The sequence below is a fragment of the Dorea sp. YH-dor226 genome (assembly GCF_039832105.1).
In the GTDB taxonomy this organism is placed as follows: domain Bacteria; phylum Bacillota; class Clostridia; order Lachnospirales; family Lachnospiraceae; genus Dorea_A.
In genome coordinates, this window is the sequence record NZ_JBDOHS010000006.1 from 124,846 (window position 1) to 147,459 (window position 22,614).

Below are 22,614 nucleotides of genomic sequence, written 5' to 3' on the forward strand. Positions count from 1 at the left end.
TTTCCTTCCTCCCTTTATACTACTCTTCTCACAGACAATCCACTCGGAGCAAACCACCGCAGATAATAATCCAGATCATCGATGACTGTACCTCTTCTGGAATTTGCAGCATGAATCACCTTTCCATTTCCCAGATAGATCGCAACATGCCCGGAAGTACATAACAGATCTCCGGACTTCCATAATGTCTGATCATTCCGATTGATCTCTTCTCCATAGTAGATCAGCTGATATGTCGTCATATACGGTACATCGAGTCCATAAACATTGACCATAACCCACCACACGAATCCGCTGCAGTCCCAGCCATTTAAATCCTTTCCTCCATACACGTACGGTACATAAGTATACTGAGTCAACACATCCGCATAATCCAGGGTATCATACCATACACCGTTTTCGTCAACAAGATAGATTCCATCTACCACTGCATCTCTGGCCATTCTTCCTGTCTCATACAGATAATACCATTTTTCTTCCCCGTCTGAAGTATCCTTGATCCAGCCGGTTGCCATTGCCCCGGATGCTCTGAAGTAATAGCGGTCTTCTTTGATATCCACCCAGCCGATCTGCATCTCTCCAAGCGGATGTTCTTCAAATCTCTGATTATTCGGATGATTCAGATAATACCAGACATTTTTTACTTTCAGCCAGCCGGTACACATCGTGCCGTTGTCATCCCAGTAGTACCAGGTGTTATTGACCTGTCCCCATCCATGTGTCAGGGTACCGTCCGGCTGTATATAATATGTACGGTCTCCGAGATAAACTGTCTCATCTGTCAGCATATGTCCGTCATCCCCAAAATAGTACCAATCGGTCTTATATTTCACCCAGCCGTTCTTCTGCATGGCTCCGGACGCACCCAGATAATACCAGGTCTCTCCTTCCGGAAGCCAGCCGGTCTTCATACTGCCGTTTGCATTCATATAGTAACGCACTCCGGAGACATCAATCCAGCCGACTGCCATCTTGCCGTCTTCATGCAGATAATACCAGATATTATTTAATTTGATCCAGCCGGTCTGCATGGCTCCGGACGCATCCAGATAATACCAGATCTCATCTGGCTTGATCCAGCCGGTCTGCATGATCCCATCGCTATCCATATAATACTGTTTGCCATTGACCTCACGCCAGCCGGTTGCCATCTTACCGTCAGCATCCAGGTAATACCAGTTGTTCTTATACTTCAACCAGCCGGTTTTCGGCTGATTGTTTATATAATAGAACCAGGTTCCATCGATCAGATGCCAGCCATCGGAATATGCTTCCGGTGTTTCCGGCTCTGTCTGAACCGTTTCTTCTGTCTCGTTAACCGTTTCTTCTGTCCCGCCAGCCGTACCTTCTGTCTCATTAACCGTATCTTCCACACTGTATGTCTGCTCATCTATCTGTGCTTCTACAGACTGATCTGCGGATTCGATCGCTCTGCCTTCCTGTGCCTGAACCGGAAGGGAACTGCACATCAGCAACGCACTTCCTAAAATTACTGTTTTTTTCCATTTTGTATGATATCGCTTTTTCATAATCTGTGTATCCTATTCAAATGCAGACATATATCCCGGATATTCTGCATGCCCTGTTTCTAAAGTTTCTCCTTCAACTGTGATCTGAATCTTTTCACAGTCATATGCACTTAAAAATGTATTGCACAGGCTTCCGATGGAAGCATATTCACCGGCGGTTCCCATCGACTGAATATACGTACGAAACGCGTCATTCAGATCCAGTTCCAGAGCATCTTCATCATCCACCTTCACTTCTTTACAGGAAATTGCTTCCACATCTGCCGGAATGACTCCTTTTTCCACCAGTGCGGCAATCAGATTCTCTGCGGTCACTTCCGGAAGCTCCATCTCTTCTGTATCAAATCCATCTACGTCTTCATTCGGAAAATAGATCAGAACCTTTTTTGCTCCCTCTTCCGTCTCATCCGTCTCGCTTTTTGCTTCATCATCTCCGGTATCTTCCTCTTTCTGATCCTGAATCTCCAGCTGCTGTGCTTCCTTCTTTTCTGCTTCCTCTGCATCTTTGTCACTGCCCTTTGCACATCCCGTTGCCAGAATTCCCAGAATCAGTACACCAATCAATATTCTTTTACTTATCTTCATCTTGTTTCCCTTTCTACAGCATGTACATCGGTTTTACATACAGGTTCATCAGAGCGATTCCATAATTGATGTCTACTGCCCATCCTTTTCCGTTCGGATTCTCCTGGATTCCAAGCCACTCCACATAAGGAGCCGTATTTCTGACCACATATTTAAATCTTGGATCAACACATTCGTTCTTCAGATTCTCATCAGATGCGTACGCTTTCAGATGCTGCACCTGTGCACGCAGTCCCGTCCGGACATCGGGAAATGTTGCCCCTGATGCACCTCCACCGGAAGCGCCAAGACCTGCAAAGTTATACTGTTCCACCTTCACATCTCCGCCATACTGAAGATATCCGGTCTCTTTCATCGCCTGTCCGAATACGATCTCCGGCTTCACACCTTCCAGAACAGCCTCCTCATACAGGATCTCACAGAACGCTGTAATATCGGCAGCTCCTCCGGCTTTCATTACCTCCGCCTGATATGTCGCGCCACGATTCTTATACATCGTTACCATCTTTCCAACCACAGTATCTTTATCACTTCCCAGTTCACTGCTGCCCATAATCTTTGTGACACCCGTATATGTAAGAGCTCCCTCTGGGGATTTCCCTTTATTAAAGTAATACCAGGTACCGTCTATCTCACAGTATCCTCGAAGCATGGCACCTTCTGCGCCATAAGAATTCGATGCTGTATTCAGATAATACTGATATCCTCCATCCGTCAGCCAGCCCTTCTGCATGGCACCTGTATCGTCCAGATAGTACCAGACCTCTTTTACCTTGATCCAGCCGGTCTGCATCACTGCAGTGTCCGGATCAAAATAATACCAGGTACCGTCTATGGATTTCCATCCGGTTATCTTCGTGTCATTGACGACATAATATTTGTTGCCATTCTCTGTAACCCAGCCACTTGTTTTTTTATTCAGACATGCACCACTTGTATCAAACTGATAGGTATCCCCGTCAATTACATGAGTACCTGTATACATGGCTCCGTCTTCTCCAAGATAATAGTTCTTTCCATCGATCGTCTTCCATCCGGTTGCCATCTTCCCATCTGCTTCCAGATAATACCAGATACCATTCAGCCTGATCCAGCCCGTACACATGGCTCCGCTGCTTCTGAAATAATACCAGTTATTTCCACTCTTTACCCAACCGGTTTTCATGGCGCCATTGCTCTTAAAATAATAGGTATGGCCTTCAATCTTCTGAAATCCGACTGCCATCTTTCCGTCTGCCTGCAGATAATACCAACAGCCCTTCAGCTTGATCCAGCCCGTCACCATGGCTCCGTCTTCGTCAAAGTAATACCAGGTGCCGCTTACCAGTACCCAGTCCGTCTGCATTCTTCCATACGTGTCAAAGTAGTAGGTCTTTTCTCCAATCTCACAAAATCCAACTGCTTTCGTCAGATCCTCTTTGGTATAGTACCAGTAGCCACCTGTCAGAGACCAGCCGATCCTGATACCTCCCTGGCTGCGGAAGTGATAGGTGACACCATTGATCGTACAGGTCCCGGAATACATCTCTCCGTTTTCGTCAAAATAATACCGGTAGCCATTGATCGTCTTCCATCCTGTTACCATCCTTCCGTCAGATTCCAGATAATACCAGACGTCTTCCAGCAAAAGCCACTGTCCCTTGATCATAACCCCGTCTGTTCCGAAATAATACCAGAAACCATTGATATACTTCCACTTGGTCACCATCTTTCCATTGGTTCCCAGGTAGTAGCTCTTCCCGTTTTCTTCATAAAAACCTGTATTCATATATCCGGACGCATCAAAATGATACCATGCACCATCACCATCGATCTGCTTCCACTGATTTTTTACGTAGGTTCCGTCTTCATTCTGATATCTCCATCCGGTACTGTCTTGCTTCCACCCGCCGATCTTAAGGCCGAAGTATTTCATAATTCCTGCGGCGTCCGCTTCTCCCAATTTTTTCAGCTTTTCATCCGAGCTGAGATACTTCTCATAATCACTTGCATTATCTATAAATGCATGTTCCACAATGATTCCCGGAAAACCGGCCCGCTTACATCGCCAGATCAGTGCATAATAATCCTGCAGAGACCCATCCGGATAGGTGCTGCCACTTTCACTGTCTCGGATCTTGATCCCCCGATTCTTCAGTCCCAGCGCAACCAGTTCATCCTGGATGCTCTGCGCTGCAGCCTTTCCCTCGCTTCCCACAGTCGCATTATAATTGGAATTCGGGTAATACACCTCTGCACCGTAAGCCGTTCCATATCCGGAAGAATTCAGATGAATGCTGACAAAGAGGTCTGCGTTCTTTGACGCCGCAAAGTCTACTCTCGCCTTCAGATCCGCTGCCACATCCGAACCGCCCACCGCCGTATCCGTCTCACGGGTCATATATACCTCAATTCCCTCGCATCTTTCCAGTTCCTCTTTACAGTACTTTGCAATCTTAAGCGTCAGATCTTTTTCACTGGCTCCGTTTCCTACCGCTCCCGAATCCGTTCCGCCGTGTCCAGGATCCAGCACGACCACAGCGTTTTCCGTCTCTCCCGTAGTCACCGTACGGGCACTGGACGTTTCCTCTGCCTGTAACTCTGCAGCCGCCTCTCCCATTGCTTCCTGTACCGTATCGCTCTCTGTGAGATTCCCTTCATTGTCCATGGTTACAAAAGACACCGGCTGTTCTGAATCTTCCTCTTCTTCCACCACTGCATCCGGGTTCGTGATACATTCTTCATTCACTCCGTATCGGCTTTCAATCCCACATTCCTGAAAAACATATGTATATTCCTGGCCTTCACTGACCAGCTGTACTTCCCTCAACCGGTAGGTTCCGGTCTGCGCTTCCTCTGTATAATTCATCTGAAACAATACGGCTGAGTCCTGATACTTTACGGCTTCCGTCGTATATATTTCTCCGGTCGCTTCATTTTCACAGATCAGCACTGCCTGCTCCAGGACAGTTCCATCAGTAAATGATACCAGAATCTCCTGAATTCCGGGCAATGCGACGTAAGACTTGTCCACATATACATACTGCAGTACAGGTGCAGCCTGCACGTCTGTCTCTTTCGGTTCTGTTCCAGCCATCTCCCCTGACTGTTCAGCCTCTGCCTCCTGCAGATCCGTCATCTGCGTTTCCTGGCCCTCTTCTGCCTGTACACTATGCGCTGGTACAGCCGGTACCGCAAGCATGATACCTAGCGCAAATGCAAGTATCCTCTTTCTTACTCCCTTACCAATCATTGTCCACTCCTCCTTTTAAGAGACGATGTCCAGTTCCTTCAAGTATCTTCCAAGTGCATCCTTCCAGGACGGCAATGGTTCAAATCCATTTTTGATTAATTTACTCTTATCCAGTCTGCTGTTGAACGGACGGGCAGCTTTGGATACGCCATATTCTTCTGTCGTAACCGGTACCACCTGTACCCGTTCTTCCGAATATTCCGCAAGCCCCAGTTCTACAGCCTGACGGAAGATCTCTTTTGTAAAATCATACCAGCTGATATATCCGCCTTCATTGGTTGCATGATAATATCCATACTTTTCCGTCTCGATCATATCAACCAGCAGCCTTGCCAGATCATACGTATAAGTTGGTGTTCCGATCTGATCATTGACGACTGTAATTCTTTCATGTGTTTTTCCGAGATTCAGCATCGTCTTAATGAAATTCTTTCCATTTTTACCGAATACCCATGCAATACGAACAATAAAATACTTATCCAGATTTTCGGAAACGGCCAGTTCTCCTTCCAGCTTCGTCTGCCCATATACATTTAACGGTTTGTAATCTCTGCAGTCCGGATCCCACGGCGTGGTTCCCTGTCCGTCAAACACATAATCCGTGCTGATGTATACCATCTTACAGTCCAGTTTTTTACACACGTTTGCAATATGCTCTGTTCCGCCGGCATTAATCGCACGAACCTTCTCTACTTTATCATCATCCTCCGCAAGATCGACTGCCGTCCATGCTGCACAGTGGACAACCACGTCCGGCTTTACTTCTGTGATCTTCTCTTCCACAGCCTGTGCATCCGTGATATCCAGCTGCATATAAGGCATCGTTGTCACTGCGGAGCCATCTGCTGCCCCCGCATAAGCAGGAGCAATATCGCTTCCGATCCCTTCATACCCTCTTTTTGCAAGTTCATTCATCACATCATGGCCAAGCTGTCCTGCCACTCCAGTCACCAATACTTTCATACTACTCACCTTCTACTAAAAACTTATAATACTGTTCAAGGCCTTCCGCAAAGCTGCGAATTCCACCCTGATAGATGGATCTGATCTTTGAGTTATCCAGTACGATCTTCTTCACATCGACACTTCTTGCCTCTTTATATATCACATCCAGCCCTCCGTTTAATTTCCGGAGTATCTCAACCACCATGTTCTGGCTGATTCCTTCATTCGAGCTTATGTTAAATACCTCTTCATTTCCTTCATAATCGATCAGCGCTTCCAGCATACTGCAGACATCTTCAATATAGATGTAATCCCGGATCGTCTCTCCGTCTCCCCAGATCTCCAGCGTTTCTTTATGGATCATTTTCTTTACCGCCGCATCTACAAACCCGACACCTTTGTGATAATCCTGTCCCGGACCGTATGGATTGGAGATTCTTGCAATCCTCATCTTTGTATGAAGCTGTGAATTAAAGGTACGGATCACGTTCTCGATACAGAGCTTTACACTTCCATAATGATTGATCGGCACCGGCAGTGCCAGTTCATTGATCGGCTGATTTTCCTGGATCCCGTAGACCGTTCCTCCGGAAGACAAAAATATCATATTCGTCCCCTGATCGATCAGCATTCCACACAGTTTCACCGTCTGCAGCAGATCTCTTCCGTATCCCTGCATGTATTTTTCATTGGAGTTTCCTGGATTTACCGTACTCAGTGAATGTATGACCATATCCATCCCACGGATCGCATTCTTCAGCACATGATCATCAAAGAAGTCGCCTGACAGATACTCTACTCCTTCTACTGTTTCCCGCGGAATACTCAGATCAAAGCTGTACACTTCCAGATCTTTACGCATGACCAGCTTTTTAGCCAGGTTTCTCCCTATAAAACCATTTCCTCCAATAATAAGTACTTTTTTACTTTCCATCTTCAGCAATTCCCTTCATTAATGCATCCGCAACCTTCGCTGCTTCTGCCTCCCAGGACGTTGATCTTGCGAATTCAAGTCCTTTCTTTCTGATTTCTTTGAGTTTTTCCGGATTCGTCAGATAATATTCCAACGTATCTGCAATGTTTCTCGGGTCGTATTCCACAAGAACAGAATTTTCTTCATTGACCAGCCATGTACTGTTTGCACCCTTGGAGCACACCGCAACCGAATTGGATGCCATCACTTCCAGTGGGAGCAGAGAAAGATTCGTATTCGAGATGATCAGACACAGATCACACTGTGAATATACCTTTGAGAGCTGATCCACACTGACGATTCCAAGATTCTTATGCGTAAATGGAATATCAAAATTGCTGACATCCCATCCTGCAAATACAACCTCCACCTCAGGCATTTTCTGACACAACAGATCCAGTGCGAGAAGTCCCAGTTCAAAATCTCTTCTCGGCGTAACCGGACGTGCATAGAAGAATACTCTCTTCGTGGAATTCTTTTTCTTCAGAGGCGTATACAGCTCCTTGTCATAGGAGAATCCAAAGCTGTCTGTACGCATTCCAAAGTCAGAAGCCAGCTTGTCTTTCAGCCAGTCACCCGCCGTGATTCCACGGAAATTAAACGTATACGTACTCTTTGCAAATTCATATTCCGATCCATGTGCATAGAAAAATGGCTCATAATCCTGTACAAAATAGAATTTTGAGATCGTATTATTAAAATTCTTTACAAAATACGCAGTCTGCCAAGAAGTTGCAATCGTTGCATGCGCAAATTTTGCACATTTTACATCCCAGTAAGCTTCCACGCGTTCATCCAGGATCGGGAAATGTTCTCTCAAAAACTCTTTTACCGACTTGTTGTCTCTGTAATTCGGACTCTTAAACAGATAGATTCTGCTGTGAAAACCCATATTTTCCAGATGTGAGATGAAGCGGAAAATATTCAGATGGCCGCCGGATCCCTTTCCCATCTCCGGTATGATCCAGTTCAGAATCTTTACCTCATCCTCTTTATGCGCATCATATTCCTTCTGATTCAGCGGAACGACTGTTTCATCCACAATAAAATCATAATCCTCCAACACTCTGGAGACCTCTGTTACAAGATGCAGTTTTACCAACAGTTTTTTTACTGCACCCTTTATCCCTCTTTTCTTTAAAAACGGAATCAGTTTCTGAAAAAAAAGTTTGATCTTCTTCATAAATACTTACCTTATGCCTTTCTTTGTTTGTATTGCTGTGATACTCTGCGATCCAGCCACTTCTGTACACCAGCCGGATAGCTGTCATATTTGCCCCCCAGATACCCGCCATAATAACGACTCAGATTCCTGCATACGGAATATTTACACCAATAGATTTTTTCTTTTTTTGTCATATCAAGATGCCGGATATATTTTGCATCTGCCAGAATATGCTTCGCCACCTGAAGCGGCAGCTTGAACCAGCTGGTAGATATTCTGAAATTCTGCAGATAATACAATCCCTTATATTCATCAAAATACCGGGTAAAATATGTAGATAACTTGTAATTGTGTGAATGATAGACCGGCGCATACGGACAGTAAAGCTTCTTGAATCCAAGTTCAATCATCTTCTTTGCCCAGATCTGATCCTCTGCAAAATTCACATCTTCATAAGGATATTTTTCAAAAATATCTCTTCGAATACAGGAATTATTGTCTGAGAAAAATGACAGCAGATGACGGTATCCTTCTTCTGTCTCATATCTCTCCCGGTTCTCATCGGTCAGCTGAAAGATCGTATTATCCTCCCCAAAGTTCTTGAAGTGATAATACAGATCCCGCTTATCAATCACATTACAGTCCGGATAAGGATAATGAATTCCAAACCCTCCGACAATTTCTGGGTCTGATTTCATCGCATCGATAAAATTCTGCAGCCATTTCTTTGAAGCAGGCATGGCATCCTGCGTAATAAACACAATGTATTCTCCCGTACCCTTTGATGCTCCGTAAACACGGGTCTTCCCATGTCCGAACTCAGAAGCCGGTATCTGATATAACTGACATGGATACTTGTTAATAATGGACAGCGTCTGATCGCTCGATCCGGAATCCACACAGATGACTTCATATTCGTATTCTGTCTCCTGCTTAAACACCCGCTCCAGCACTTTATCAAACAGCTCTCCTGCATTTTTTGTTGGAATCACTATAGAAATATCCATATCCTGCTCCTTTTCTATCTGAATAATTTGTACATAAACTTAATAAATACTCTGAGATACACCATAATGCCAAGGAACACAATGAATGTCTCCACGTTAAATCTCTTATACTGAAGCTTGATGATGCTGGCTTTTTCCAGATTTTCTCCATTTACCTTCAGCACACTGTCTGTATCTCCTTTTTCTGTCATATATACTGCTACACTTTCCTCTTCGTCTACATCTTCTGCCTGAAGTGTAAGCAGATACTGCTTGCCTTTACTGTTCTCCTGCCTTGGAAAATCCAGTTTGATGTTTCCTCTCTTCTGGGCATTCGAACTCTCAAATGCATCATTTTCAGTCATTGACTCATTAATGATCCCATTTGCGATCTCTTTTCCCGATTCTGTCTCCAGAATCGTCCAGTTGTAATTACCGATCTTCTGATTATTCAGTTTGGTCAATTTGATACTGAAGCCACACAGGCCCTGATCCTCACAGGTAAACTGCTGCTGCATCATCTGGTTTCCGTCCAGAGCCCCCGTATTCTCATAGGAACCACTTCCGATATCCGTGTCATAGATCGCTCTGGGCCATACACCGTAAGAATATACTCCTGCCAGTATTACCACAAATACAATAAGACAGATCTTTTTTGCTATCTTCATGCTCATTCCAACCTTCTACTCTTCTAATTCGCCTGCATAATAGGCTCTTTCAAATCTGCTGCCGACTTCTTCACTCGTTCCATCCTCACGAATATGTCCTTTTTCGATCCATATCGCTCTTTTGCAGATTTTCTTAACCTGATCAATACTATGTGACACAAAAAGAATGGTCGTATCTTCTTTCATCATTCCCTGAATTCTCTTCTCACACTTCTCCTGAAATCTGAAATCTCCTACAGACAACACCTCATCCACGATCAGCACATCCGGGGTTCCGATCGTAGCAATCGCAAATGCCAGTCTTGCAAGCATACCGGAAGAGAAATTTTTGATCGGTACATCCATAAACTCTTCCAATTCCGAAAAATCTACGATTCCGTCATAGAATTCATTCATTTCTTTTCTTCCATAACCAAGAATTGCCCCATTCAGGAAAACATTTTCTCTTGCCGTAAGATCCATGTCAAATCCTGCGCCCAGTTCGATCATCGGTGCAATCGTCCCGCCGACCGTAACAGATCCTTTCGTCGGCTTCAGCACTCCGGCAATGGTTTTTAACAGAGTACTCTTTCCACAGCCGTTCAGTCCGATTAATGCAACAGAATCTCCTCTTTTGACTTCAAAATTAATATCCTGCAACGCCCAGAATTCATCATAACTCATCTTTTTTTTCAGACGTCTGATAAAGTATTCTTTCATATTATCTACTTTTTCAGACGCAAGATTGAATCTCATCGAAACATGATCCACCTTTATAATCGTATCTTCCATTGATTCTCTCCCTTTATTTCCTACAGATTTAATATAAATTCATCCTGCTGCTTATAGAATACCCACAATCCAAATACCAGAGTCACGGCAACTACCACAAAGGAGATCAGGAATTCTCCGATCGTCGGAACCGTATTATAGATCATAACATCTCTGAAAATATTCAGGATGCCGGTAAGCGGATTCAGGTTCACGATCATTCTTACCCAGTCCGGAAGCATACTGATCGGATAAATAATCGGAGTCAGATACGTCAGGGCTGTCAAAAACACCGTATACAGATGTATCACATCCCGGAATTTTACTGCCAGTGCAGCCAGGATCAGACCGATTCCCAATGAAAATACGATCAGATATCCCAGCGGAATAACGACAAGGAACATCGTAAAATGCAGCTCTGTTCTTGTAAATAACATCACAAGAATCAATGCGCAGAACGATGACAGAATATTGATCGAACTTGAGGCAATCCTCGAAAGCACAAACAGATACTTTGGAATATACACTTTTTTGATCAGCGCTGCATTTCCGAGGATGGATGTCATTGCCCCGGACGTTGATTCATTATAAAAGTTAAACAAAATCTGTCCTGACAAAAGATATAAAGAATAATTTTCAATATCGAATTTGAACAGATTGGAAAACACAATGGACAGGATGACCATCATCAAAAGAGGATTCAAAAGTGTCCACAGAACCCCCAGTACAGACTTCCGGTATTTGATCTTTACATCTCTTGCGACCAGTTCATATAACAATGGCTGAAATTTTTTAAAATTCTCTATATATGTCACTGTTTGTTCTCCTCTATATGTCTAAGGCCTTGATACCGCCCCATTTTTTATCTTTCTCAGATATCGTAAGTTCTACGCCTTCCGGAATCGGCCAGTCAATCCCGATATCCGGATCGTTCCACATGATTCCGCCTTCATCGTTCGGATGATAAAAATCCGTACACTTATATGCAAATTCTGCAGAATCAGACAGTACAATGAACCCATGTGCAAAATTCTTCGGAATAAAGAACTGCTTTTTATTCTCTGCAGACAGAATCACGCCGTACCACTGTCCATACGTCGGAGAACCTTTTCTTAAGTCTACCGCCACATCAAAGACTTCCCCGCTTACGACTCTTACCAGCTTGTCCTGCGGATAATTGATCTGAAAATGTAATCCTCTGAGCACTCCTTTTTTGGAACTGGACTGATTATCCTGCACAAACTCCATGTCAATCCCGGCAGCCTTATAATCGTTATAATTATAAGTCTCCATGAAATAACCTCTCTCATCTCCAAACACAGTCGGCGTAATCACTTTCAATCCTTCAATATCACATGTTTCTACTGTTATCTTTCCCATTTTTCTCTCTCCAATTACCCTACAAATTCCTGTTCAATGAACTTTCCTTCCAGTACGTCTCTTAAATAGCTTCCATACTGATTTTTCTGATATAATTCGCACGCTTCTTCCAGCTTTGCCTTATCGATCCAGCCGTTATTGAAGGCAATCTCTTCCAGACACGCGATCTTACGGTTCTGATGTGTCTCAACCGTCTTCACAAAGTTTGTCGCATCGACCAGTGACTCATGTGTTCCGGTATCCAGCCATGTGAAGCCCTGTCCCAATAATGTCACATCCAGATTGCCGTTTTCCAGATAGATACGGTTCAGATCTGTGATCTCCAGTTCTCCACGGGCACTCGGCTTAATCTGCTTTGCGTACTCTACTACACGGTTATCATAAAAGTACAGACCCGTCACTGCATAATTGGACTTTGGAACCTTCGGTTTTTCCTCCAGAGACACAGCCTTTCCTTCTTCATTGAATTCCACGACGCCGAATCTCTCCGGATCATCCACATAATACCCGAATACAGTTGCCCCATCCTGTTTCTTTGCAGCTGACAAAAGTCTCTTTCTAAGTCCATGACCATGGAAGATATTATCTCCCAGAACCATTGCACAGCTGTCACCGTCAATAAATTCTTCTCCGATCAGAAATGCCTGTGCAAGTCCGTCCGGTGATGGCTGCACTTTATAACTCAGATGAATTCCAAACTGGCTTCCATCCCCAAGAAGCTCTTCAAAACGAGGTGTATCATCCGGTGTAGAAATAATCAGAATCTCCCTGATCCCGGCTTCCATCAGAATGCTGAGAGGATAATAGATCATCGGTTTATCATAGATCGGAAGCAACTGCTTACTGGTTACCTGTGTTAATGGATACAATCTTGTTCCTGATCCGCCTGCCAAAATAATACCTTTCATAAAAAACCTCCTAAATTATAATTACTTATTAACGCAAACTAGCAGTATCTTGCGATACTGCTGTCTGCTCTATTTGTTATACATGTCCTCGTAATACTTCTGATAATCACCACTCGTAACATTCTTCATCCAGTCTTCATGTTCAAAGAACCACTTGATCGTCTTCTTAATTCCTTCTGCAAACATGGTATCCGGCACCCAGCCGACCTCTGCCTTGATCTTATCCGGGGCAATTGCATAACGCCTGTCATGACCCTTGCGGTCCGTCACATAAGTGATCAGATCTTCACTTACCAGTTCTTTTCTCGGATCACCTTCCGGCAGCATCTCCTGTAATGTGTCCAGAATAATATGAATGATCTCAATATTCTGCTTTTCATTATGTCCGCCGATATTATAAGTCTCAAACAGACGTCCCTTCTCCTGTACCATATCAATACCCTTGGCATGGTCCTCCACATAGAGCCAGTCTCTGACATTCTTTCCATCACCATATACCGGAAGCTTTTTACCCTGAAGTGCATTGTTAATGATCAGTGGAATCAGCTTTTCCGGGAACTGATAAGGTCCGTAATTATTACTGCAGTTTGTAATATTGGCAGGGAACTTATAGGTATCCATATAAGATTTTACCAGCATGTCCGAAGATGCTTTACTTGCGGAATACGGGCTGTGCGGATCATACGGTGTCGTCTCATAGAAGTATTCTCCTTCTTCCTCGAGGGATCCGTATACCTCATCCGTGGATACATGAAGAAATTTCTTATCTTCCTTGAATGTACCATCCTCCAGCTCCCATGCAGCCTTGGCCGCATTCAGCATTACCAGCGTTCCGAGTACATTCGTCTTCACAAACACATCCGGATTCTTAATGCTTCTGTCTACATGGCTCTCTGCCGCAAAATGAACAACACGGTCAATGTCATTCTCTTCAAAAATCCGATTGATTGCCTCTGCATCACAGATATCAGCCTTTACAAATGTATAGTTGTCTCTATCTTCAACATCCTTCAGATTTTCAAGATTTCCGGCATAAGTAAGCTTGTCTACATTAATAATACGAATCTCGTTATCATACTTCTTAAACATATAGTGAATATAGTTAGAACCAATAAATCCGGCTCCACCAGTTACTAGATACGTTCTCATATCTGACCTCCAATTTCATAAGTTTCTTTTGCACATTATATCATCATGTATACAAAATATCAAGCACAACGCCTGCACCTGCTATTTTCCACCTCCAAAAAGCTGCCAGTACTGTACGATAGAATATTCTTCCACCGCTTCCAGTTCTTCCGCCTGAGTCCATTCATACCAGTTGCCTTCTTTATCCATGGTACCATTGACATTTACGACCGGATATTCTTCATACAACCCCTTCAGATAACTCTGATAGTCTGTAAGCGGAAGCCCTGCTGCTTCCATCAGCAGTACCTGCAGGTAGTTGAGACTGATATTTTCATAATACTGTTCCTCTATATCATAATTGGCATACAGGATAAACGGGGTCTGGTACTGACCTGCCTGCTTTTCCACCTCAGAATATCCGGATCTGCTCTGCAGTTCATCATAAAATTCCTGTTCTACAGACGGCTGATGATCTCCAAACATACAGATCAGCACCGGATCCTCTGCTTCAGAAAAGTAGTCTATCAATTCCTTCAGTGCCTGATCCGATTCTTTCATAAGCGTGAGATACTGCTCCGTCTGCGGGTAGTAACCTTCCATATCCGTGATATGCACGGAGCTTCCATATTTTGCATCCATGTAGCCTCCGTGATTCTGCATGGTCACATTAAACAAAAACACCTGCTCGTTCTCTTCCTTTGCATCCTCATACCGCTGAATCAGATCCTTATAATCGCCGCGATCCGATATCGCGCCGCGGACATATTCTTTATTCTGCCAGTCAGGCAGATAATACGCTTCATCAAATCCAAAAGATGCATAGACATTTTTCCGGTTCCAGCCGCTGGAACTCATCGGATGCATAAAGATACTGTAGTATCCCTGTTCCTTCATACAGTCATTCAGGTTCGGAGTACTGTCCTTTACATAACTCTGATATGCCAAGGCTCCGGCAGGGAAAAACGCATTGGAAAAGCCGGTCATAAACTCAAATTCTGAGTTTGCGGTCAGTCCTCCAAACACAGGAACACTTGTATATCCACGTATCGCATTCTCCTGCAGGCTCTCATAACATTCCAGATATGGCTGATCCGTCGTAAATCCACCGTTTCGTCTCAGATCAGAAAAAGACTCATTCATGATCACGATAACATCCGGTTTCTTACCATTCAAATCTGTCTCAACAGAAAGAACATCGCTTTCTTTTTCCATATATGTCTGTTCAATCTCTTTCGCCTTCGCCGCAGAATACCCCTGTGGACTTTCTACCGAAAGATAGGGAATCCCGGCACAGAAGTCCAGGAATGCGCCATGATATTCTGCACTGGCTGCAATCTCCCATTGATAAGGTTTTACATAATTGTCCGTCATAAAATCATCATTCCAGAACACTTGATATAAAACTAGCATATAGCACAGTGTCACGACTCCTGCCAGTATTCTGCTTCCTTTTCCCTTTGCCCTATATTCACAATGCATTGCAATCAGGATTACGATTAACGCGATCAGAATGATATATGCTCTTTTATAGGTAAACGTCAGTTCATACCCTTTCGATACATTCATAGCCGTCTGTATTGCATAGACATCACTTGTCCGGATTCCATATCCGCGAAATTCCAGCACGAAACTATTGGCCAGGGAATAAATGGTAAAAACCGTCATTCCCACAGAAACTGCAACACGGATCCGGTTGGTAAGAGCATATAAGACCAGAAACACCAGAAAATAGACCGCATAATTCAGCGTCACCATCAAAAACGTCATATCCCACAGCGAATTTTTCACTACCCTTTCCGTATTGAACAGGCAGACTGCGGGAGAAACCAAAAGCAGGATAATACAAAAAGCTCCCTGATATTTTTCCAGACCTTTGAATTTCACTCCTGATAACACGCACAACACAAGCACAAGTACATATTCCACATGCGTATATGTCGAAGAAAAACTTTTCGGAAGTAATTCCCACGCTGTAAGAAACAAGACAAGTACAACCGCAGAAATGATCCCTCTTATTTTGTTCATTTCGATATATTTTTCAAGTATTTTCATTCACTCAAGTCCTACTGTCGATACCAGATATAATAAATATTGTCTCCTGCCTGCTTATAACACTCGAATCCCATCTCTTCCAGATAGCTTTCACAGTCAGAATTGATCGTAAGCACACAGTTTATGCCATGCTTTTTCACCGCTTCCGCAAATTTTTCTGCACTTGCATCTCCGGGGCTGCTTACAAACTCGTCATATACGCTTTGTTCATATCCATATAATACGCAGTCTTCATCCACAGAATATCGATTTACCGCCGACACGGATATGATATCCGGCGCAAAACTCCTGATCTGAGAAGCCAGAGAATGTGCGGCGCCGTCAATTGCAACAAGTTCCGGACACACCACATACAGCTGTTCTCCTTTTTCTTCCTGCAGCGTTTCCAGATCCTCTCCCAGAAGGATAGAGGAATTCGGAACAAAGTAATGGTTATTGTAGATTACATTCAGATTTGCTTTCAGATCTGCCTTCACCGGAGGTTCCTCCGTCAGGAACAGCTCTCCGCCATACATCTGAAACGATACGACTGCTATCGCTGTTGACGCAGCTGCAATGACTCCGTACGCACCCTGTACAGCCCATTTCTTCTTTACTGCTTTTCTCAGCATGATATATAAATAGATCGAATTCAATGCAATATAAGTATATCCCAGCACCGTCCATGTTCTTCCTGCCACAAACGCATACATGGAGAGCTGCTCAAAGATATCGTTGAACTGCGGAACCATCATCATCGCGATCATCAGGATAATCGTTGCATTCAGTTGATTCACTGCACGGCTCTTCAGCCGGAAACTCGCAATGAATATTACTGTACACACGATAAATACCGGTGAACGAAGGAAAATCCTTCCATACAGGAACACCTCCGTCTGCTGGTTAATGCTGTTCGGAACAATCACACTTGCGATTCCCCACAGCACGATCAGCAAAGCGCCTGCTGCCTTTATCATTTTTTTCTGTCCCATCACAATCAGCCAGGTGGACAGATACGCATACGCCACAATCACGATCAGCGGAAGTGCCGTTGATGATTTTGTGATCAGGACGAACGAAATCAACGCTACACCCAGTACCGTTTCTTTCGTGATCTTTTCCGCACCGATATATTCAAACAGAAGAAGAAAGATTCCCAGCATCCGGACGATCGATGATCCCAGAAACATTCCGGAATTAAACTGCCATGCATCTCTTAAAAAGAACAGATTCGTATCCTGCAGGAACAGATAATATGTACCAAATAAGATCAGAATCACACTCGGAATCTGGATCTCTTTTTTCTCAAGTTTGCATCCGGTCACTTCAAATATCCTGTATGCAAAGACAAGTACACAGTTCACCATCAGGAAAATGTGAAACGCGGACTGAAACAGCCTTAAAAACAGCGTTACACTTACACCCAGCAGCTTCACATACACCGAAGCTTCCAGCTCCCAGGTATTCAATACATAAGAATCGATTCCACTCTTTCCTACCCCTACCGAGTAATTGGTTCGAAAACCGGTCTCATTATACGGCATCGTTGCAATCTTGGTAACATAATATCCATCATCCAGATGATTCCCATACCAGTATGCATTGTAATACAAAAGAAGCAGTGCCGTAAGAATCACGCATACCAGAACCGCTACCCAGTTCTCCTTCAGTATATCTGCAAGTGTTCCCTGAAACAGACGTACTTTCTTCTTTTTCACCCGATACACAATATAGCCAAGGATCGCACACCATACGAGTCCCATATAGATCTCAAAATATACCCATTTCAGATTCAGGAACTGAATTACAATTCCGCCCACGCCTACAGCAGCACTGTATCCCAGATATCCCAGGAGCAGACTCTCAGAGCGATGATTCTTCTGAGGAAAAAGCGCTCTCCCCAAACAGTACAAAAGTACAATAAAACATCCCCAAAACAGGAAACATATCATATATTCTTTCATAATTATTCTTCATCCCTATCCTGATCTGTTTTTCGATCGATCGCGATCTGCTGAACCAGATTATCGATCTTATTCTCCAGCTGTGATATCTGAATCGTCATAAAAAACATCCGAATGATCAGTACAAATATGACAACCAGAAAAACCATGCTGATTGGCGACTGGAATCCGATAAAATCAGATATTTTATAAAATACTTTCGGGAAAATCCCCATAATAGTTAAAATACTTGCAAATAAAATCCAAAATACCGTGTATTCAATTTTTAATTTTGACTGTCTTATCTTGCGCAGCATAAACAACAGCATCAATACTGCACTGACAATTAATAAAATTCTTAATAAGCCTGACATATCATTTCCTCTTATGCTCTTTTTCTAAAGTTCTGAACCAACAATATCGAAATCATCATCTTCAGCATATAAGATGCCGATCTTGTTAAGTTCAGATAGCTTTCTCCAAATTGTCGTTCTTCCATCCTGACCTGAACCTCTGATACTTTTGCTCCGTTTTTCAAAAGATATGACACTGTATCCGGCTCCGGCCCGTAATTCAGATTTTTCGCAAATTCTTCAATCATCGGCTTTGAGAACATCCTCATTCCCGATGTCGGATCCGAGATTCTGACTCCGGTCGTCAGTTTGATCGCAACTGTCAACATTCTGCTTCCGATCATTCTAAGCGATCCACTCTTACGTTCATTGACAAATCTGGAACCGATCACAATATCATAACCTTCCTTTATCCGCTCCAACATCGGCTCAATAAATTCCGGTCTGTGCTGTCCGTCTGCGTCAAACTGTATTGCATAAGAATAATTCTGTTTATGTGCATACTTAAGACCTGCCTGAAACGCGCCCGCCAGTCCAAGATTGACCGGAAGATCCAAAAGCTCATATCCTTTTTCCCGGCATATCTCTGCGGTACGATCTTTGGACCCATCGTTTACAACAATATAATCATATTGTGAATATTTTTCCCTGATAAAATTAACTACATTTTCAATATTTTCTTCTTCGTTATAAGCAGGAATAATAATTAGTAATTCTTTTTCCATTACCTTTCTTCTCCTTCATCACCAAACTCTAAGATATACGGACAGTGGTTCACTCTCTTTTCCGGCGGCGGAACCTGCATATAATCTCCAAACAAACGTCTCAGATAAGTATCATAATCATTCGGCATATTTACCATCAAATGCTCAAACGGCATCTTCTTAAGCGGATACAACTCTTTTTCTGAAATATATGCTTTATGAGACATTGTAACTTCAAATGCATTGATATATTTCGAAGGTTCACTATTATATCTTGTTGCCTCCCGAATCAGACATTTATATAAAAACCTTGGTGAAACATGAAGTATTTTCAATCCATAATGTGCAATCGCACAAATCACAGACGCAATCTGTTTCTTATATCCTTCTAACGGAATAATCGGTGTCGGTGTACCACACAAAAAGATCAGTTTATTCAAAATCCACGTTCTTTTCAACTGTTTTTTCCTTTTTTTCGGATCATCCGGCATATGATCCAACGGAAAAATATCTATGTCAATACATAGATCGCACTTCATCTTTCGAGATGTATATGGTACAAATTTCGTTCCCTTTTTCTGCAGATGTGTAACATTACATGCGTAATTTTTATCAACAAGAGGTGTGAGAATCTTATATTTGTCACCCAGCTCGGATTCCATCACCTCCATAAATCTGTCATAATCTTCTCTTGGCATTGCGACATCAATGTCATCATCCCACGGAATAAAGCCCTGATGACGAACAACTCCGATTCCGGTACCGCCAAGCATAAAATATGTCAGATTATATTTCTCACATACTTTAATATAATCCTCTAATATCTCCGTCTGAACTTTCTGTAGTTTTTTCAGCACTTCCGGCTCATATTCCTTATATTCTACATTTTTCATCTGGTTACCTCTTACACACTTTCTGTATATTACTTTTTTCGCATATCGTTTCCACCTGTTTTGCTGCGATCTCCCATGTAAAACATTTCTTCAGCCTCTCATAGGTCAGTTCCACTGCTTTTTTTCGATGTTCCGGATTTTGAATTGCCCTTTCCAATGCCGGGAGAAGATTTTCCTCTTTATTATCCGGAATCACACTTCCATACGCATCATTGATCAACAACTCTTTAGCACCGCCCCTGGCCGTTGTGACAACATAACACTGACATGCTGCCGCTTCCAGAATAGATGTGGAAAATCCTTCCGAAAAAGACGGAAGACAGAAAATATCTGTCTCATTCAGCAAAGATACAACCTTCTCAAAATCAATCCTTCCAAGTGGGATAATATGCTCTGTTTTTCTTCTTCTCACTTCTTCTTCCAGATCTCCATCACCTGCGATAAAAAGATAGACATCGTTTCTTTTTTGACATATCTCATCCATCACATTCAAAAGACTTGGCAAGCCTTTTTCCTCCAGAAGTCTTCCGGTAAATGTAATTACAATCGCATCCTCCGGGATATGATATTTTGCACGAAAAACAGGAACCGCATTGTCCCTGATCGTCTGAATCTCTTCCAGATCGATCGAATTATATACTACCCCTCTTGCCTGGATATGAAAATGTCGAAGCCACTGATTACAGGCCTCTGATACTCCATAATAATTCTTGCAAAACAATCGGTCAACCCTTGTCAACATATGCTCAAATACACCACCCACGGTATCCCAGAAGCGACTGTGCACTGAAAGATGGCTGGTTCCGTGTTCCACCGTTATACAAGGACATTTTTTGCTCTTTGCTAAAATCATTCCATATAACGAATGCGGATAGAATCTGGTATTTACCAAAAACATATCAAACTTTTCTCTTTTCAGTCTCCTGTGAATCTTCCGGAATTCTTTATTTGGTTTCAGCACCGGATACCTGCCTTCCAGCAAGTTAAAACAAGGAACACGGTAAACCAGAATTCCATCCATCCGCTCACATGCCGGCAGATGATAGATGTTAGAAGTAACCACTACTACCTCATTCCCATCCTTTATCAATTGCCTGGCCAGATTATAGGTATAACGCTCCACACCTCCCATATGCGGAAGATACTGGGCCGAGAATATACAATATTTTTTTCCGTTACTCATGTTCACTCACCTTCTTTCTCCGTATACACCAAAGCATTACAACAAACATCACGACATCCACAAGCAGCATCGGAACAATGTATCCTATGACTGCCCCTGTGATATCCATACGTTTCACAAGAATCGGGGTAAATATTAACGCTCCCGCAAATCCAACTCCATAACTGACCACAATCATCTTCTGTTGTCTTAACACCGCAAGTACATAATAGAAGATAGTGATCAATGCATTCAGACCACCGCCGAACATTACAAAGCACAGCTCTGTTCTATATGAGCCAAGATCCACTCCGGACACCAGATTCAGGATCGGAATTCCCAGAAGATATGCCCCCAGCACTCCCCCGACCGTCAGGAATGATGCCCATGCACAGGACGTAATGATAATCCGGTTGAAACTCTTCATATCTCTGTCATTCCATGCAACTGCCATCGGCGTCATCATCGGACGGAACGCAAAGAGGCTGAACAGATTGATCACAAAAGCCGGCATCAGAAGGAATCCATAATACGCCTGCATTTCCTTTGTCGAATAGGCTTCAATCGAATATTTGGAAGCATTTACCACATAATTGATCATAAAGCTTCCGATAAAGAGCGGAAAACATTCCCGAAACAGTCCTTTCATGCTGTGTCCGTCCCATAAAAGTCCGGCACGATCAAAATGTACAGATCTGGAACGGTCAAAACAATAGATAAAAACGATCGAAATCCCCACCATGGAAAAACTGGCAAGTACCAGATTATTCGTAACGAAAAGTACCAGAATAAATCCTATGGTGCTTAAGATTACACGTATTCCCAGAGCCTGTCCGGAAAGATCGATCCTTCCTTTTTGCTGAAACATTCCCTGATAGGAATCAGAGATACCATCAATCGCTTTATACAGACAGATGAAAAAGATAATCACAGCATCCGCCCCGGTATAATGATGAAACCAGATAAAACCAACTGCCGCCAGCATCATACAGATACAGGTACATACACGAAATGTAAAGTAAACCTTAAACTTATACTCTTCTTTTACATCTGTTGCCTGAATTGCCCTGGTTTCAAAACAACTGATCGTTGTCAAAAGCTGAGCCGTCGAAAAAGCCAGAGAAAACAGACCGGCATCCGAAGCTCCATTAATTCTTGTGACTGCAGTCAGCAATACAAAAGAAGAAAGTGCATTGCACATACTTCCGATCATATTCCATACAAATTTTGAACGGCTGCTTGTCTCACTTTTAAATCCCATGAACTCCTCCACTGC

Annotated in this window: 20 protein-coding genes; all 20 read right to left on the bottom strand. The window is 43.2% G+C overall.

Features of this window, described 5'->3' with window-relative positions:
- Nucleotides 1-14: 14 nt before the first annotated feature.
- Nucleotides 15-1,529: an NlpC/P60 family protein gene (locus ABE547_RS07190; RefSeq protein WP_347378130.1), complete on the bottom strand. Its 1,515-nt coding sequence runs from the start codon at nt 1,527-1,529 to the stop codon at nt 15-17.
- Between the two features lie 12 nt (nt 1,530-1,541).
- Nucleotides 1,542-2,114, bottom strand: a complete 573-nt coding sequence (locus tag ABE547_RS07195) for a GerMN domain-containing protein (RefSeq protein WP_347378131.1) — start codon at nt 2,112-2,114, stop codon at nt 1,542-1,544.
- Nucleotides 2,115-2,127: 13 nt separating this feature from the next.
- Nucleotides 2,128-5,346, bottom strand: a complete 3,219-nt coding sequence (locus ABE547_RS07200; protein WP_347378132.1) for an N-acetylmuramoyl-L-alanine amidase — start codon at nt 5,344-5,346, stop codon at nt 2,128-2,130.
- A 15-nt stretch (nt 5,347-5,361) separates the two neighbouring features.
- The gene (rfbD, locus tag ABE547_RS07205) at nt 5,362-6,309 is read right to left on the bottom strand and encodes a dTDP-4-dehydrorhamnose reductase (RefSeq protein WP_347378133.1); all 948 of its coding nucleotides are present in this window, start codon (nt 6,307-6,309) and stop codon (nt 5,362-5,364) included.
- A 1-nt stretch (nt 6,310) separates the two neighbouring features.
- The gene (locus ABE547_RS07210) at nt 6,311-7,225 is read right to left on the bottom strand and encodes an NAD-dependent epimerase/dehydratase family protein (RefSeq protein WP_347378134.1); all 915 of its coding nucleotides are present in this window, start codon (nt 7,223-7,225) and stop codon (nt 6,311-6,313) included.
- The gene (locus tag ABE547_RS07215) at nt 7,215-8,447 is read right to left on the bottom strand and encodes a glycosyltransferase (RefSeq protein ID WP_347378135.1); all 1,233 of its coding nucleotides are present in this window, start codon (nt 8,445-8,447) and stop codon (nt 7,215-7,217) included. Before ABE547_RS07215 ends, ABE547_RS07210 begins: the two co-directional genes overlap by 11 nt.
- 11 nt (nt 8,448-8,458) lie before the next feature.
- Nucleotides 8,459-9,436, bottom strand: a complete 978-nt coding sequence (locus ABE547_RS07220; RefSeq protein ID WP_347378136.1) for a glycosyltransferase family 2 protein — start codon at nt 9,434-9,436, stop codon at nt 8,459-8,461.
- 14 nt (nt 9,437-9,450) lie between these two features.
- On the bottom strand, nt 9,451-10,083 hold the full coding sequence (locus tag ABE547_RS07225; protein ID WP_347378137.1) for a hypothetical protein: 633 nt from the start codon (nt 10,081-10,083) through the stop codon (nt 9,451-9,453).
- A gap of 15 nt (nt 10,084-10,098) precedes the next feature.
- A complete protein-coding gene (locus ABE547_RS07230) occupies nt 10,099-10,854 on the bottom strand; it encodes an ABC transporter ATP-binding protein (RefSeq protein WP_347378138.1) in 756 nt (251 codons plus the stop codon).
- Between the two features lie 20 nt (nt 10,855-10,874).
- A complete protein-coding gene (locus ABE547_RS07235; RefSeq protein WP_347378139.1) occupies nt 10,875-11,648 on the bottom strand; it encodes an ABC transporter permease in 774 nt (257 codons plus the stop codon).
- 13 nt (nt 11,649-11,661) lie between these two features.
- Nucleotides 11,662-12,213 (bottom strand): dTDP-4-dehydrorhamnose 3,5-epimerase, encoded by a 552-nt coding sequence (rfbC, locus tag ABE547_RS07240; protein ID WP_347378140.1) that lies wholly within the window; start codon nt 12,211-12,213, stop codon nt 11,662-11,664.
- 14 nt (nt 12,214-12,227) lie between these two features.
- Entirely contained in the window at nt 12,228-13,121 is an 894-nt protein-coding gene (gene rfbA, locus ABE547_RS07245; protein WP_347378141.1) for a glucose-1-phosphate thymidylyltransferase RfbA, read from the bottom strand.
- 69 nt (nt 13,122-13,190) lie between these two features.
- Entirely contained in the window at nt 13,191-14,270 is a 1,080-nt protein-coding gene (rfbB, locus tag ABE547_RS07250; protein WP_347378142.1) for a dTDP-glucose 4,6-dehydratase, read from the bottom strand.
- A gap of 81 nt (nt 14,271-14,351) precedes the next feature.
- Entirely contained in the window at nt 14,352-16,304 is a 1,953-nt protein-coding gene (locus tag ABE547_RS07255; RefSeq protein WP_347378143.1) for an LTA synthase family protein, read from the bottom strand.
- An 11-nt stretch (nt 16,305-16,315) separates the two neighbouring features.
- On the bottom strand, nt 16,316-18,247 hold the full coding sequence (locus tag ABE547_RS07260) for a hypothetical protein (protein ID WP_347378144.1): 1,932 nt from the start codon (nt 18,245-18,247) through the stop codon (nt 16,316-16,318).
- 2 nt (nt 18,248-18,249) lie between these two features.
- The gene (locus tag ABE547_RS07265) at nt 18,250-18,600 is read right to left on the bottom strand and encodes a DUF2304 domain-containing protein (RefSeq protein ID WP_347378145.1); all 351 of its coding nucleotides are present in this window, start codon (nt 18,598-18,600) and stop codon (nt 18,250-18,252) included.
- Nucleotides 18,601-18,611: 11 nt separating this feature from the next.
- Complete coding sequence (locus ABE547_RS07270) at nt 18,612-19,304, bottom strand: glycosyltransferase family 2 protein (protein WP_347378146.1); 693 nt, start codon at nt 19,302-19,304, stop codon at nt 18,612-18,614.
- Complete coding sequence (locus ABE547_RS07275) at nt 19,304-20,176, bottom strand: LicD family protein (RefSeq protein ID WP_347378147.1); 873 nt, start codon at nt 20,174-20,176, stop codon at nt 19,304-19,306. Before ABE547_RS07275 ends, ABE547_RS07270 begins: the two co-directional genes overlap by 1 nt.
- A 4-nt stretch (nt 20,177-20,180) precedes the next feature.
- The gene (locus ABE547_RS07280; protein WP_347378148.1) at nt 20,181-21,359 is read right to left on the bottom strand and encodes a glycosyltransferase family 4 protein; all 1,179 of its coding nucleotides are present in this window, start codon (nt 21,357-21,359) and stop codon (nt 20,181-20,183) included.
- Entirely contained in the window at nt 21,352-22,599 is a 1,248-nt protein-coding gene (locus ABE547_RS07285) for a lipopolysaccharide biosynthesis protein (protein WP_347378149.1), read from the bottom strand. The genes ABE547_RS07280 and ABE547_RS07285 overlap by 8 nt, the downstream gene beginning before the upstream one ends.
- Nucleotides 22,600-22,614 lie beyond the last annotated feature (15 nt).

What these genes read in the sequence shown, in the direction of transcription:
- rfbC (WP_347378140.1), bottom strand. Translation starts at nt 12,213, where the DNA reads ATGGGAAAGATAACAGTAGAAACATGTGATATTGAAGGATTGAAAGTG.
- ABE547_RS07275 (WP_347378147.1), bottom strand. Translation starts at nt 20,176, where the DNA reads ATGAAAAATGTAGAATATAAGGAATATGAGCCGGAAGTGCTGAAAAAA.
- ABE547_RS07215 (WP_347378135.1), bottom strand. Translation starts at nt 8,447, where the DNA reads ATGAAGAAGATCAAACTTTTTTTTCAGAAACTGATTCCGTTTTTAAAG.
- rfbA (WP_347378141.1), bottom strand. Translation starts at nt 13,121, where the DNA reads ATGAAAGGTATTATTTTGGCAGGCGGATCAGGAACAAGATTGTATCCA.
- ABE547_RS07225 (WP_347378137.1), bottom strand. Translation starts at nt 10,083, where the DNA reads ATGAAGATAGCAAAAAAGATCTGTCTTATTGTATTTGTGGTAATACTG.
- ABE547_RS07200 (WP_347378132.1), bottom strand. Translation starts at nt 5,346, where the DNA reads ATGATTGGTAAGGGAGTAAGAAAGAGGATACTTGCATTTGCGCTAGGT.
- ABE547_RS07255 (WP_347378143.1), bottom strand. Translation starts at nt 16,304, where the DNA reads ATGAAAATACTTGAAAAATATATCGAAATGAACAAAATAAGAGGGATC.
- rfbD (WP_347378133.1), bottom strand. Translation starts at nt 6,309, where the DNA reads ATGAAAGTATTGGTGACTGGAGTGGCAGGACAGCTTGGCCATGATGTG.
- ABE547_RS07260 (WP_347378144.1), bottom strand. Translation starts at nt 18,247, where the DNA reads ATGAAAGAATATATGATATGTTTCCTGTTTTGGGGATGTTTTATTGTA.
- rfbB (WP_347378142.1), bottom strand. Translation starts at nt 14,270, where the DNA reads ATGAGAACGTATCTAGTAACTGGTGGAGCCGGATTTATTGGTTCTAAC.
- ABE547_RS07195 (WP_347378131.1), bottom strand. Translation starts at nt 2,114, where the DNA reads ATGAAGATAAGTAAAAGAATATTGATTGGTGTACTGATTCTGGGAATT.
- ABE547_RS07230 (WP_347378138.1), bottom strand. Translation starts at nt 10,854, where the DNA reads ATGGAAGATACGATTATAAAGGTGGATCATGTTTCGATGAGATTCAAT.
- ABE547_RS07190 (WP_347378130.1), bottom strand. Translation starts at nt 1,529, where the DNA reads ATGAAAAAGCGATATCATACAAAATGGAAAAAAACAGTAATTTTAGGA.
- ABE547_RS07280 (WP_347378148.1), bottom strand. Translation starts at nt 21,359, where the DNA reads ATGAGTAACGGAAAAAAATATTGTATATTCTCGGCCCAGTATCTTCCG.
- ABE547_RS07285 (WP_347378149.1), bottom strand. Translation starts at nt 22,599, where the DNA reads ATGGGATTTAAAAGTGAGACAAGCAGCCGTTCAAAATTTGTATGGAAT.
- ABE547_RS07270 (WP_347378146.1), bottom strand. Translation starts at nt 19,304, where the DNA reads ATGGAAAAAGAATTACTAATTATTATTCCTGCTTATAACGAAGAAGAA.
- ABE547_RS07210 (WP_347378134.1), bottom strand. Translation starts at nt 7,225, where the DNA reads ATGGAAAGTAAAAAAGTACTTATTATTGGAGGAAATGGTTTTATAGGG.
- ABE547_RS07220 (WP_347378136.1), bottom strand. Translation starts at nt 9,436, where the DNA reads ATGGATATTTCTATAGTGATTCCAACAAAAAATGCAGGAGAGCTGTTT.
- ABE547_RS07265 (WP_347378145.1), bottom strand. Translation starts at nt 18,600, where the DNA reads ATGTCAGGCTTATTAAGAATTTTATTAATTGTCAGTGCAGTATTGATG.